Source organism: Paenarthrobacter sp. NPDC091669, assembly GCF_044756725.1.
Classification (GTDB): domain Bacteria; phylum Actinomycetota; class Actinomycetes; order Actinomycetales; family Micrococcaceae; genus Arthrobacter; species Arthrobacter bambusae_C.
On sequence record NZ_JBIVTK010000002.1, the window covers coordinates 457,154 to 470,975 of the forward strand.

10 protein-coding genes are annotated in these 13,822 nt (G+C 62.4%); 9 read left to right on the top strand and 1 reads right to left on the bottom strand.

Going from position 1 to position 13,822, the window contains the following annotated elements:
* The first annotated feature begins 27 nt into the window (after positions 1 to 27).
* The 4 genes from ACIQLI_RS05085 to ACIQLI_RS05100 all read left to right on the top strand — a co-directional run bounded on the left by ACIQLI_RS05085 (position 28) and on the right by ACIQLI_RS05100 (position 7,859).
* Positions 28 to 2,085, top strand: a complete 2,058-nt coding sequence (locus ACIQLI_RS05085; protein WP_400385815.1) for an acyltransferase family protein — start codon at positions 28 to 30, stop codon at positions 2,083 to 2,085.
* On the top strand, positions 2,082 to 4,163 hold the full coding sequence (locus tag ACIQLI_RS05090; RefSeq protein ID WP_400385628.1) for an acyltransferase family protein: 2,082 nt from the start codon (positions 2,082 to 2,084) through the stop codon (positions 4,161 to 4,163). Before ACIQLI_RS05085 ends, ACIQLI_RS05090 begins: the two co-directional genes overlap by 4 nt.
* Before the next feature lie 186 nt (positions 4,164 to 4,349).
* Positions 4,350 to 5,861, top strand: coding sequence for an IMP dehydrogenase (gene guaB / locus ACIQLI_RS05095; protein WP_207594189.1), 1,512 nt, complete (start codon positions 4,350 to 4,352; stop codon positions 5,859 to 5,861).
* 105 nt (positions 5,862 to 5,966) lie between these two features.
* On the top strand, positions 5,967 to 7,859 hold the full coding sequence (locus tag ACIQLI_RS05100; RefSeq protein ID WP_400385631.1) for an ABC transporter ATP-binding protein: 1,893 nt from the start codon (positions 5,967 to 5,969) through the stop codon (positions 7,857 to 7,859).
* 3 nt (positions 7,860 to 7,862) lie between these two features.
* Here ACIQLI_RS05100 and ACIQLI_RS05105 read toward each other — a convergent pair whose 3' ends face one another.
* Complete coding sequence (locus tag ACIQLI_RS05105; protein WP_400385634.1) at positions 7,863 to 8,513, bottom strand: hypothetical protein; 651 nt, start codon at positions 8,511 to 8,513, stop codon at positions 7,863 to 7,865.
* A gap of 180 nt (positions 8,514 to 8,693) precedes the next feature.
* On the opposite strand from ACIQLI_RS05105, the gene ACIQLI_RS05110 reads away from it, so the two are divergent.
* The 5 genes from ACIQLI_RS05110 (at position 8,694) to ACIQLI_RS05130 (ending at position 13,770) form a co-directional block, all read left to right on the top strand.
* Positions 8,694 to 9,830, top strand: coding sequence for a GuaB3 family IMP dehydrogenase-related protein (locus ACIQLI_RS05110; RefSeq protein ID WP_207594186.1), 1,137 nt, complete (start codon positions 8,694 to 8,696; stop codon positions 9,828 to 9,830).
* A gap of 171 nt (positions 9,831 to 10,001) precedes the next feature.
* Positions 10,002 to 11,756, top strand: a complete 1,755-nt coding sequence (locus ACIQLI_RS05115; RefSeq protein ID WP_354230608.1) for a glycerol-3-phosphate dehydrogenase/oxidase — start codon at positions 10,002 to 10,004, stop codon at positions 11,754 to 11,756.
* A gap of 48 nt (positions 11,757 to 11,804) precedes the next feature.
* Positions 11,805 to 12,293, top strand: a complete 489-nt coding sequence (locus tag ACIQLI_RS05120; protein WP_089595745.1) for a PTS sugar transporter subunit IIA — start codon at positions 11,805 to 11,807, stop codon at positions 12,291 to 12,293.
* Positions 12,294 to 12,403: 110 nt separating this feature from the next.
* Entirely contained in the window at positions 12,404 to 13,273 is an 870-nt protein-coding gene (locus tag ACIQLI_RS05125; RefSeq protein WP_400385638.1) for an SURF1 family protein, read from the top strand.
* Positions 13,270 to 13,770, top strand: coding sequence for a DUF3817 domain-containing protein (locus ACIQLI_RS05130; protein ID WP_354230612.1), 501 nt, complete (start codon positions 13,270 to 13,272; stop codon positions 13,768 to 13,770). The genes ACIQLI_RS05125 and ACIQLI_RS05130 overlap by 4 nt, the downstream gene beginning before the upstream one ends.
* Positions 13,771 to 13,822 lie beyond the last annotated feature (52 nt).

Consider the following 13,822-nt stretch of genomic DNA (forward strand, 5'->3'; position numbering starts at 1 on the left):
GCTTTTGAGGAACTGCCTAACGTGACTATGCCAACGATCCCAGCCCCTGCCCGCGCCGGCAGGCGGTCTTCCGGACCCGTTGCAAAGTCGAAATTCCGCCCTGAGATCCAGGGTCTTAGGTCACTTGCCGTCCTCATGGTGGTCAGCTACCACATCTGGATCGGACGGGTTTCCGGCGGCGTGGATGTGTTCCTCCTGATCTCAGCCTTCCTCATGACGCTGCAGTTCACCGGCCGCTATAAACAGGGCAGGCCCATGGATCTGCTGCGGCACTGGCTGCACCTGTTCCGGCGGCTGCTTCCCGCCGTCGTGGTGGTTCTCCTGGCCACGCTCGCGGCGACGTTTACCTTCCTTCCACCCACACGGTGGGTGGAGGTGGTCCACCAGGCGTGGGCTTCACTGTTCTACTTCGAAAACTGGCTCCTGCAGGGCCTGGCCGTGAATTACTACGCAACCGACCACAGCCTCGCCAGTCCGCTCCAGCACTTCTGGTCCCTCTCCATCCAGGGCCAGGTGTTCATCCTGTGGCCCGTCATTTTCGCCACCGTCGCAGTTCTTTGCCGCCGGTTCAGCTTGAGGTACCGGGCCACTCTCGCTTACGTTTTTGCGATAATTTTTGTCCTCTCCCTCACCTACTCCGTCATCTTCACGGCCACCAACCAGGCTGTGGCGTACTTCGATACGTTTGCGCGCCTCTGGGAGTTCGCCCTGGGCACGTTGCTGGCGCTGATTCTTCCGGGGTTGAACTTCGCCAAGCCTGTCCGGGTCATCATGGGATGGGTCGGCGTGGCCGCCATGCTCAGCTGCGGCGTCCTGCTGCAGGTGCAGACGGCATTCCCTGGATTTGTTGCCCTGTGGCCCACTTTGGCTGCTGTTGCCGTGATTGCCGCCGGCCAAACCGGGAGCCGTTTGGGCGTGGACAGGATACTGAGTTCAAGATTCCTGGTCCGGCTGGGCGACAACTCCTATGCTCTTTATTTGTGGCACTGGCCCATCCTGGTGATCGCTCTGGCATGGAGCGGCAAGGATCACGCAGGCTGGCTCTCTGGAACGGTCATCATCGCTTTGTCGCTGGTGCTCGCATTCCTGACCACCAAGTATGTGGAGAAGCCGTTCCGGGAATGGAAGTGGCCCGAGGTCAAGCGCCGCCGTTCGGCCATCGCCATCGCAGCCTGCCTTGCCGTTGCGTGCGCGCCGTTGGTGGGTTTCCAATACAAGCAGGACCTGGACCTCAAAGCAGCCCAGGCCCAGGCGTTCAACGACAACCCCGGCGCCCACGCGCTGGTCCCCGGCTACGTGGACCTGGTCAGCGATGGCGCCAAGACGCTGCCCACTGCAGAGCAACTTCCGGAAGACTGGGCAACGTTGTCGGGTCCGTGCGAGGGCGATGCCAAGCCGGAGGACAAGCAACTGCAGGACAAGTGCCAGCAGAATGGCGTGGGGGAGGACGCCGACAGGGAAATCCTGGTCTTGGGCGACTCCCACTCCCAGCAGTGGCTGGCCGCGCTTGGCCCCTTGGCCGAGGCTGAACACTGGAAGGTGACTGCCCTCTTGCTGGGCGGATGCCATTTCATGCCGGAGAACCCGGATGCCGATGCGGGTTGCAATGATTTCAACGCAGCCGCTTTCCGCTACGCAGCGGAGAAGGCGCCGGACACCGTTTTCATGGTGGGCACAAAGGCGTCGCCGTCGTCACCGGATGAGGAGTTGGTGTACGGCTTTGAGCAGACGGTGACCAACTTCAATGACCTCGGAATCGAGGTGGTTGCCATCCGCGACAACCCCCGCTTTGACTACAACGTCACCGAATGTGCGTTGTCCAAAGGCGTGGACAGCGCCGATTGCAGGTCCGACCAGCCCGAGGTCCTGGCCGCGGAGAGCCCCTTCGCAGCTGTGCAGGGAACGTTCGGCAACGCAGCCTTCCTGGACATGACCGACCTCCTCTGCGACGGCATCACCTGCCCCAGCGTGGTGGGAAACGTGTTCGTGTATTTGGATGACAACCACTTGTCCAGGACGTATGTGACCAGCATGGCCGAGATGTTTGAGGAAAGGTGGTTTGCCGCTACCGGGTGGCAGCCATGATGGACGCTCCGACGGCTGTGACCGTACCTGTTCAGGCGAAACGCACGACGGCGAAGCCCGGCTTCCGCCCGGAGGTCCAGGGCCTGCGCGCCCTGGCTGTACTGATGGTGGCCGCTTATCATATTTGGCTCGGCCGGGTTTCCGGCGGGGTTGACGTCTTCCTGCTCATTTCGGCTTTCCTGCTGACCTTGTCCTTCACCCGCAAACTCGAGGACCGGAAGCCACTGAGGCTCCTGCGGCACTGGCTGCACGTCTTCAAGCGGCTGCTGCCCGCCGTCGTCGTGGTCCTTTTGGGGGTCCTGACCGCCACGTGGGCCTTCATCCCGCAGAGCCGTTGGCCGGATGTCCTTGCCGAGGCGTGGGCTTCGCTGCTGTACCGGCAGAACTGGCAACTGGCAGACACGGCCGTTGACTACTACGCACAGGACCATTCAGGGGCGAGCCCGCTCCAGCATTTCTGGTCCCTGTCCGTCCAGGGGCAGGTGTTCATCCTGTGGCCGTTGGTCTTCGCTGCCGTTGCTTTGCTGCAGCCGCAGTTGGCCAAGCTCCTCCCGGACCGGAAGGCCTTGGCCCATAGGACCCTCCTCTTTTGGGTGTTCGGGGTCATCTTCGCTGCGTCCCTGGTGTTCTCCATCGAGGAAACCACCAACAACCAGGCGGTAGCGTACTTCGACACCCGTGCGCGCCTCTGGGAGTTCGCGTTGGGGTCGTTGCTCGCCCTGGCCCTTCCGTATCTGAAACCCGGACGCCGGCTCCGCGTCTTCCTGGGGTGGGCCGGTATCACCGCCATGCTCGCTTGCGGCCTGGTACTCACCGTGGACCGGTCCTTCCCCGGGTTCATCGCGCTCTGGCCGACGCTCGCTGCGGCGGCGGTCATCATCGCCGGGCAGAGCACCAGCCGTTTTGGCGTGGACCGTATCCTGAGCTCGCGGCCGCTGGTCCTGGTGGGGGATAACTCCTACGCCCTATACCTGTGGCACTGGCCGGTCCTGGTGTTCTTCCTGTTGGTCTCCGGGACCACCACGCCCAGCCTCCTCCAAGGGCTGGGGATCATGGCCTTCTCCATGGTGCTGGCTGTTGCCACCACCAAATACGTGGAGGTTCCCATGCGCCACTGGAAGTGGCCCGACGTGCGGTCCTGGCGTGCCGCCGTCGTGATTGCCGCCTGTGGCGCGCTCCTGGCAATACCCGTTACTGTCTGGCAGGGTGCCATCGCATCCGAAAGCGCGGCGATCGCCGGCCAGCCCAAGGAACTGACTCCGGGAGCAGCAGCGTTGTCCCCGGAGTTCGTTGGTGAACCGACCCAGGAAGCAATGATCATCCCGGCGCCGGCCGCGATGAAGGACGAATGGGCGGACATTGACGGCCTGTGCACTGGAGACAACGTGCCCACGGACCCTTTGCTGGAGGGCTGCCTCCAAAACGATGAACCCGAGGAAGTCACCAAGGAAATCGTGGTGCTCGGTGATTCGCACGCCCAGCAGTACATGGCTGCGCTGGGCCCCATCGCCAAGCAGCACGGGTGGGAAGTGGTGACGCTCCTGAAAGGCAGTTGCCGGTTCGGTGCCGAGTCCCCTGAACGGACCGAGGAGTGCAACGAGTTCAACAAGGCAAGCGCCGCCTACGTCATGGAACACCAGCCGGATGCCGTGTTCACGGTAGCGTCGTTGACCCATGCCACAGCGCCCTTTGAGACCGAAGTGCCGGGCTACCTTGAAGGCATCCAGCCGTTCACCGATGCAGGCATGGACGTTGTTGGCGTCCGCGATAACCCCCGCTTCAGCATCAACATGCCCGAGTGCGTGCAGAAAAAGGGCCCGGATTCGCCGGACTGCAACGCCCCGCTGGAGGAGTCCCTGGCAGCGTCGTCGCCGTTGGACGACTACGTGGGCAAAGTGGACCGGCTCTACCTGATGGACATGAGCGACTTCATCTGCGAACAGGGCACCTGTCCGGCAGTAGTGGGCAACGTCTACGTCTACAAGGACGATAACCACCTCACCAAAACCTACGTGCAGAGCATGATCCCCATGTTCGAGGAGCGGCTCCTTGCTGCCACCGGTTGGTCCGGCGACTAAGTCCAGTGCTCTTGCTCACACTGGGGCGTCGCGGAATATGGCGATCGGCGCGGAGGTTCTAGTATTTATCCAATACCTTCTGCACAGGTACCCTAATGCACAGGCCAGTCCCGTAATGACGGGCTGGTCATCAGTTGCAACCCCTACCAGTTAAGCCCCCAGAATCCAGGTAAGAGGCGCACACTCATGACCCAGCCCGAACACAATCCCTTTGGCTTTATTGGCCTCACATACGACGACGTCCTGTTGCTCCCGGGCCACACGGACGTCATCCCGTCCGACGCCGACACCTCCTCCCGCATCTCCAAGCGGATCTCCGTGCAGACTCCGCTGCTGTCCGCAGCGATGGACACTGTGACTGAGTCCCGCATGGCCATCGCCATGGCACGCCAGGGCGGTTTGGGCGTGGTCCACCGCAACCTGTCCATCGACGACCAGGCCGAGCACGTGGACCGCGTCAAGCGCAGTGAATCGGGCATGATCACCAACCCGCTGACCATCGGCCCCCAGGCCACGCTGGAAGAACTCGACGAACTGTGTTCCCGCTACCGCGTTTCCGGCCTTCCCGTGGTGGACACCGACGGACGCCTGCTGGGCATCGTGACCAACCGCGACACCCGCTTCATTCCGGAATCGGAATTCCCGCTGCGCAGCGTCAGCGACACCATGACCAAAATGCCGCTCATCACCGGGCATGTGGGAATCAGCCGCGAGGAAGCCTCGCACAAGTTGGCTACCAACAAGATTGAGAAGCTTCCCCTCGTTGACGAGCAGGGACGCCTCAAGGGCCTCATCACCACCAAGGACTTCACCAAGGCAGAGCAGTACCCGCTGGCCACCAAGGACGACGAAGGCCGCCTGCGCGTGGGTGCCGCCATCGGCTTCTTCGGCGATGGTTGGGAGCGCGCCATGAAGCTGATCGACGCCGGCGTGGATGCGCTGTTCGTGGACACCGCCAATGGCCACTCCCAAGGCGTGCTGGACATGATCCGCCGCCTCAAGTCGGACCCGATTGCCGCCCACGTGGACATCATCGGCGGTCAGGCTGCCACCCGCGAAGGTGCCCAGGCACTGATCGACGCTGGGGCCGATGGCATCAAGGTAGGCGTGGGTCCGGGATCCATCTGCACCACCCGCGTTGTTGCCGGTGTCGGTGTTCCGCAGATCACCGCCATCTATGAATCCGCCAAGGCCGCCATCCCGGCAGGCGTTCCGCTGATTGCCGACGGCGGCCTGCAGTACTCTGGCGATATCGGCAAGGCACTGGTTGCCGGTGCCGACACCGTGATGCTCGGCTCCCTGCTGGCTGGCTGCGAGGAGTCCCCGGGCGATCTCATCTTCGTCAACGGCAAGCAGTTCAAGAGCTACCGCGGCATGGGTTCCCTGGGCGCCATGCAGTCCCGTGGCAAGAACACGTCCTACTCCAAGGACCGCTACTTCCAGGCTGACGTCTCCGGCGATGACAAGCTCATCCCTGAAGGCATCGAAGGCCGGGTAGCCTTCCGCGGACCGTTGGCTTCAGTGGCCTACCAGTTGGTGGGCGGCCTCCGCCAGACCATGTTCTACACGGGCGCACCCACCATCCCCGAGCTGAAAGCGCGTGGCAAGTTTGTCCGGATCACACCGGCAGGCTTGAAGGAGTCGCACCCCCACGACATCCAGATGACCGTGGAAGCACCCAACTACGGTTCACGCTGATCCATCACCTGCATTAACAGCTGTTCCCCGCGGAGGCATTTCCGCGGGGAACAGCTGTTTAACCGCTCCGGCAGAAATGTCGGCCCATGAGAATAGGCTGGGGTCATGTCTGAAAAGCCCGCGCAACCGCGGCATCCGGAGTCCATTCGGCTGAACCCGGCCCAACCGGGCAAGACGCCGCCCCGAAAGTTGGCGCTGCGGCCGTACGCACGCGCCGTCGGACAAGTCCTGAAGGTGAGCTTCAAAGCCTCGCCCGTCGCGGTGATCATGAAGGTGCTTGGTTCGCTGATCTCAGCGACGCTGCCGCTGGTCACCACCTATTTTGCCGCGCTCACCACCACAGCCCTGGCGGCCGGCTACGCAGGAGATCCCGACGCCGGTCCGCAGGCCATCCTGTACGTCATCATCACTGCGGCGCTGGGCTTATTCTGGGGTGCCTTCAGCAGCGTGGACCGCTACATCCAGCAGCTCATGAGCTTCAAGGTGGGCGCGATCGTGGGCGACATGATGTACCAGCGATTCCTGGCCCTTGAGTTCTGGCGCTATGACGACAAAGAAACGGTGGATCTCTACGACCGCGCCAAGCGGTTCTCCGATTCTTACGCGCGGGTGCTGGACAGGATCGCCGCAATCTTCACCCAACTGGTGTCCGTGATCCTCGCCATCGGTGCCTTGGTCCTGGTGAGCTGGTGGATCGCTGTCATTGTCCTGGTAGCGATCGTGCCCAGTGTGTATCTGCAGTTCAAACTGTCGCGCGAACAAATCGCGCATTGGAACACCCAGGTGGATTCGCGCCGCCAACGCCGAATGATTGAACAGAACCTTCTGAGGCCCCAACATATTGCCGAGATGCGTCTCTACGGAATCGTGGGCTACCTCATGGACCTCAGGTCAAGGCTCCGGGATGTTGACGAACGGCGGCGCCTGGATTTCCAAAAGCGGTATATTCCCAAACAGTTGGCTGCTGACTCACTGCAGTACGGCGCCGAGGTGGTGTCCTTGATTTGGGTCGTTGGGCAAATCATCGCCAGGGCACAGCCCGTGGGTCAGTTCCTCTACGTGCAGCAGATCGTCAGCCGGGCCCTGTCCACGGCCAATAGCCTCGTATCGTCCCTGAGTTCCATTGACGAGGACCTCGCCAACCTCAAGGACTATGAACTGTTCATGGCCCTGCCAGTTCCCAGTGGCAACGGGAAACCGCTGGTTTCGTCGCCCGGAACGGTGGAGCTGCGGGACATCCGGTTCAGCTATACCGGAAGTGACATTGAAGTCATCAAGGGTATTTCCATGACCATCCAGGCTGGCCAGCACATTGCGATCGTGGGCGAGAACGGGGCTGGAAAGTCCACGCTGATCCGTATCCTGGCGGGCTTGTATCGTCCCGATTCGGGCCAAGTGCTGCTGGACGACGTTGACCTGGCGGGGATTGATGTCACCAGCTGGCACCGGCACCTGGCCGTGCTGAGCCAGGAGTTCCTGAAGTACGAGTTCGCGACCGCCGCGGAGAACATCTACCTCGGCGACGTGGACCAGCCACGCAATGACGACCGTATCCGGCGGGCAGCCTCGGATGCTGAAGCAATGGAGTTCATCAACAAACTGCCCAATGGGTTGGAAAACCATGTGAGCAACTGGATGGAGGATCCCCGCGGGCGCAAGGGCAGCGGCCTGTCCGGGGGCCAATGGCAGCGTCTGGCCATGGCACGCAACTTCTATCGCGACGCCTCGTTCATGGTCATGGATGAACCTACCTCGGCCATCGACGCTTTGGCCGAGCACCGCATCTTCACGCGGCTCTTCGCTGACAGGAGCAGCACGATCATCGCCATCAGCCACCGCCTTGCCACCATCGAGAAGTCAGACATCGTGTACATGCTCGAAGACGGCCGCATCGCGGAGCAGGGGACCCACAAGGAATTAGTGGCCTTGAGGGGCCGCTACTTCCGGATGTTCGAATCCCAGCTCTCCGCGGACGAAACCCGCCAGAACACACCCTGAGGCTTAGAGCGGGCCGTATCCGGCATCGCCGTAGGGGTCACGCCACGTGGCGAGGTCCTCCTCCAGCAGCGTCCGGAAATGGGGATCAGCTGCAGCTTTGCGGCGAAGCGACTCCCTCGAACGGCCCGCGATGGTGGCCGGGACGATGATCCCCACCACGGGGAGGCACACCATGAAGGTAAGAACCGCAGCCAGCGTCAGCAGCGCGGCAGGATCCTGCCATGTGGACGGTTTGGCCGTGAAGGCGAACAGTCCGATGAAAGCGACCAGGATGAACCCTACGAATGACAAGGCGCCACGCAAGCTCCCGGGCCCACGATTGACGATCAACCGGCTTGTTCGCGGCAACCGGTCGCGCACCCGTGCGTAGCAGACGCAGCAGAGTACGGTCATTGCCGCTCCGGGAAGGCCGAGGGAAGGAACCGGCACCAGCGTGCCCAACCAGATGGCGAGGATGACACCCAGGAGGATGAGGACTGCGCCCATGCCAATGCCGGCGGCCCAAGCGCCCATGTAGGAACCTCGCGCATCAGCGATCTCCCGAAGCCGGGAGCGCGCACCGGCCGGGGTTATCGCGGCGAGTTCGGTCGATAACCAATAGTCCAAGGGCCGGGCGGCATGGGGGAGAGGAGCAGGGCCTGTCTGGTAGCTCACGCGGGATGCTGCTCCGGGCCTGTGCGGAATTGTTCGGACAGCAATCCCGGTTGTTCAATGCCGGGTCCGTATAATCCAGGCGTCATGGGTCCCCTCGATGATGTGTTTCGCACACTTTATGAAGTCTTTACTTTATTTGCCGAATCGGGGTTCCGGGAGGGGTCCAGTAAAGTAAGAGCCGTGACTTATGAGATAGAGATTGGCCGTGGCAAGCGTGGGCGTCGTGCCTACTCCCTGGATGACATCGCAATCGTCCCGAACCGCCGGACGCGCGACCCGAAGGACGTCTCTGTCTCCTGGCAGATCGACGCCTACAAGTTCGACACCCCGGTGATCGCCGCCCCCATGGACTCCGTGATGTCCCCTGACACGGCAATCGCTTTTGGCCGGCTCGGTGGCCTCGGCGTCCTGGACCTCGAAGGTCTCTGGACCCGCTATGAGGACCCGCAGAAGGTGCTCGACGAAATTGCCGCCTTGGCCAACGAGACCAGCAGCACCGCCGTTACCCGACGCATGCAGGACCTGTACCAGGCACCCATCCAGCCGGAACTCATCAGTTCCCGCCTCGCTGAAATCCGTGCCGCGGGCGTCACTGTGGCTGGCTCCTTGACCCCGCAGCGCACCCAGGAACACTACAAGACTGTGGTTGCTGCCGGCGTCGACATCTTCGTGATCCGTGGCACCACGGTCTCAGCTGAGCACGTCTCCAAGAACCACGAACCGCTGAACCTTAAGCAGTTCATCTACGAACTCGACGTCCCCGTGATCGTCGGTGGCGCAGCCGGATACACTCCGGCCCTGCACCTCATGCGCACTGGCGCGGCTGGCGTCCTGGTGGGCTTCGGCGGCGGCGCGACCACCACCACCCGCCGTGCCCTGGGCATCCACTCGCCCATGGCCTCGGCGATTTCCGACGTCGCTGCGGCGCGCCGGGACTACATGGACGAGTCGGGCGGCCGGTACGTCCACGTCATTGCCGACGGCGGCATGGGCAGCTCGGGCGACATCGTCAAGGCCATCGCCATGGGCGCAGACGCAGTCATGCTCGGCAGTGCCCTGGCCCGCGCTGAAGAGGCTCCCGGCCGCGGCTGGCACTGGGGTCCGGAAGCACACCACTTGGAATCACCCCGTGGCGACCGCGTTAACGTGGGAACTGTCGGTCCACTGGAAGAAGTCCTTTTCGGACCCGGTCACCACACCGATGGCACCTCCAACCTCATCGGTGCGCTGCGCCGTTCCATGGCAACCACCGGCTACTCGGACCTCAAGGAGTTCCAGCGGGTCGACGTCGTTGTGTCGCCTTACGCAGGAAACTGACAACTGCCCTGAAAGCCCCTGTTGGCTGCCGATTCCTGTCGGCAGCCAACAGGGGCTTTCTTCGTTTGGGGGCAGTTCCCGCTTCATGGCTGCCCGTCTTTGCCCTGCCCAATGCGGCGGGCAGCAAGTAGGGTAGGGGACTACCAGCTGTTGCGTTCGAGGAGGGGTCCGATGAGCAATATCGCAGGCGGTCCACAAGTGGGTTCTCCGGGGGCCTTGAGCCCGGAAGCCCGTGCCGCGTCGATCGAAGTCCTGAAAGCCACTGCCGAACCCGGCAAGGAGCTTGACATCCTGATCGTTGGTGGCGGCGTGGTGGGGGCCGGAGCCGCCCTGGATGCCGTGACCCGCGGCCTCACCGTAGCCATTGTGGAGGCCCGGGACTGGGCATCCGGCACTTCATCCAGGTCCTCCAAGCTCATCCACGGTGGTCTTCGATACCTGGAAATGCTTGATTTTGGCCTCGTCCAGGAGGCTCTGCAAGAACGGGGACTGCTGATCCAACAGATCGCCCCCCACCTGGTCCGCCCCGTGCCCTTCCTCTATCCACTGACGCGCAGGTTCTGGGAACGTCCCTACGTTGGTGCCGGAATCATGCTTTACGACACATTGGGCCTGACCTCAGGGCACAGTCGCGGCGTCCCCATGCACAAACACCTCTTCAAGCGCGGAACCCTGCGCGCGGCTCCCAGTCTGAAGGATGACGCTTTCGTGGGGTCCATCCGCTACTACGACGCACAAGTGGACGATGCCCGTCTGGTGGTCAACGTGGTCAGGACCGCGGCCCATTACGGCGCCCATGCCGCCAACCGTCTTCGGGTGGTGGACTTCCTTCGCGAGGGTGAACGCGTGGTGGGGGCAAAACTTGAGAACCAGGAAGACGGCAGCGTTTTCGACGTCCGGGCCAAGCAAGTGGTCAACGCTACGGGAGTCTGGACGGACGAAACGCAGGCCATGGTTACAGATCGCGGCCAACTCAAAGTCCGCGCCTCCAAAGGCATTCACTTGGTGGTGCCGCGCGACCGCTTCCAATCAACAGTGGGCCTGATACTCCGAACGGAAAAATCAGTGCTCTTTGTGATCCCCTGGGGACGCCACTGGATCATCGGCACCACAGACACCGACTGGACGCTGGACAAAGCGCATCCGGCTGCTTCCAGCAAGGACATCGATTACGTCCTGGAGCACGTCAACAAGGTCCTCAAGCGTCCCCTGACCCGTGAGGACGTCGAAGGTGTCTACGCCGGCCTACGGCCTTTGCTTGCCGGTGAGAACGACTCCACGGCCAAGCTCTCGCGCGAGCACGTGGTGGCACATCCCGTGCCCGGGCTTGTGGTAGTGGCCGGCGGCAAATACACCACTTACCGGGTCATGGCCAAGGACGCTGTCGATGAGGCCACCAGGGCCATGGACGAGCGTGTTCCCTCCAGTTGCACCGAGACCATTCCGCTCCTGGGGGCCGAAGGTTTCAAGGCTGCCTGGAACCGGCGCGGGCGTTCTGCGGAAGAAGCCGGCGTCCACGTCGCCCGCGTTGAGCACCTGTTGAACCGGTACGGATCCATGACCCCCGAAGTACTGGAACTGATCTCCACGCGACCGGAACTGGGCGAACCACTGCCCGGTGCCGATGACTACCTCGCCGCGGAAGTTGTCTACGCGACAACCCACGAGGGAGCCCGCCATGTCCACGACGTTTTGACGCGCCGAACCCGGATCTCGATCGAATCGTGGGACCGGGGTGTGGCAGCCCTCCCTGTAGTAGCTAAGCTGATGGGAGAAATCCTTGGCTGGAGCGAGAATCAGCGCGAAAGCGAGATCAAGCACTACCTGGCACGCGTGGAAGCTGAACGGCTCAGTCAGCAGCAGCCTGACGACGAATCGGCAGATGCCGCGCGCATGGGAGTGGATGACATCGTTCCCCTTCGCTGACCAGCTCAGGAATATGCGGCCGGAAGGCCACACTGGAGGGAACACGACTTGGCTGAACCACTTGACCGGTATGACGCGGAACTGACCACCCCGGACACCGTCATCCTTGAACTCGTCGCCGAGGACAAGATCGACGCCGCTGCCCAACTGGCCCATAAGCTCCACGCTGCCGGCAGGATCAGCAACCTTGAAGGTTTCCTGGAGCAGGTGCACTCCCGTGAGCACCAGTTGGCCACAGGACTTCCCGGCGGCATCGGCCTGCCGCATGCGCGAAGTGAATACGTGGACAGGATTTCCATCGCGGTGGGTGTGACCAAGTTCGGCCACGCCCTGGACTTCGGGGCAACCGACGGCCCGGCGACGTTGATCCTCCTGATCGCCACTCCTGCCAGTTCCTTCTCCGACCACCTTGAGGTTCTGGCTACCCTGGCGCGTTCATTGTCCAAAGAGTCTTTCCGTGAGTCCCTCCGGCGGGCCCACGATCCCGAGGTCATCTCCGAGCTCATCAACTCCAGCCTGGTGTTCTTCGACCACTAAAGATTGGGGCAGGCCTTTCGTGTCGACTTCGTCGCCACGTAGGGACCCTGCTGCCCCACTCTAGTGCAGCCGTTTCGTTGTTCTACAGCCGGACGAAGTACGGTTAAGGGGTGTTGAAAACCGCGTTGAAACCCCGCTGGATCGCAGGACTGGTCTTTGCGCTTCTGTTATCCGGGGTGTTTGTGCTGCTCAGCCAGTGGCAACTCAGCCGGTCCGCCCAGCACGAGCCTCCGGCGCCGTCCAGCATCGAAGAAGTCAAACCGCTGGTGGACGTCCTCAAACCCGGCCAGTTCTTCCCAGGTTCGGTCTCGGACCAGATGGTCACCGCCACCGGATCCTACGATCCCGGCAAGCAGGTTCTCGTAGAGGGTCGCCTGTACAACAACCAAAAGGGCTTCTGGATTGTCTCGGCTTTTGCCGTCAACAACGCTCCCACGCTGACCGGTGTTGCTGCCTCGCCCCAGACCTGGATTCCCGTGGCGCGCGGCTGGGTGGCCGATGCCGCCCAAGCCGGCCCGCCGCCGTCGGGCATCATCACCTTGACTGGTCGCCTTATTCCATCTGAAGCGCCCGTTCCAAACGTCGACGCCGGTCCAGGCCGTGCGTCCGCTGTTTCTGCCGCGGAGCTCATCAACATGTGGGAAGTGACCAGCTACCCGGGTTTTGTCGCCGCGACCTCGGAGGTCTCCGGCGGCGTGACCATTCCCCTTGGCGATGACGTCAAGGCCCTCAACATCCCGCCCCAGCCGCCTGCAGAACAGGTCAACTGGCTGAACCTCTTCTACGCAGTGGAATGGGTTGTCTTCGCCGGGTTCTCGATCTTCATCTGGTGGCGTCTGGTCAAGGACGACTACCGTCGCGACCTTGAAGAGGACGACGACGAGGATGAATACGGGGAGGACGACCAGGTTGAACCTGCCAAACCCGTGGATGCTACAGAACCTACAAACCCAGAGCCAGAACAAAAGGTGCAGCAATGATTGAGCCAAAACCGGCCATCCAGCCCGGGCAATCCGGATCCAAGCCCAAGAAGCGCCGGTTCGGCGGAACGGAAGCCCAGATCCGTTCGGCGTTGAAGTTCTACAAAGTCATGGCGTACCTGACCGGTGCCATGCTGCTCCTGCTGTGTGCGGAACTGATCGCACGCTACGGCTTTGGAGTCTCGCTCTTCGCCGGCGGCACGAACGCCGTCACGGGCCAGCCCTTCGGCTTCGGCTTCGCGGAATCCGAGCCCAAAGGCGTGATCGGCGGGTTCAACATCTCCACGTCGGTGCTGATTGTGCACGGTTGGATGTACGTGGTGTACCTGGTCTCCAACTTCCGCCTGTGGTCGCTCATGCGCTGGCCGTTCTCCAAGATGGTCCTCCTGGCACTGGGTGGCGTCATTCCGTTGCTGTCCTTCATCGTGGAGAAGAAATTCCACGCACAAGTTGAAGCGGAACTGGCAGCCAATCCGCAGGCATCCAAGCGCTACTAGGACCGCCCACAGCGTCCCGCTAAGGGCTATGCGGCAGGACGCAATGTGAGAT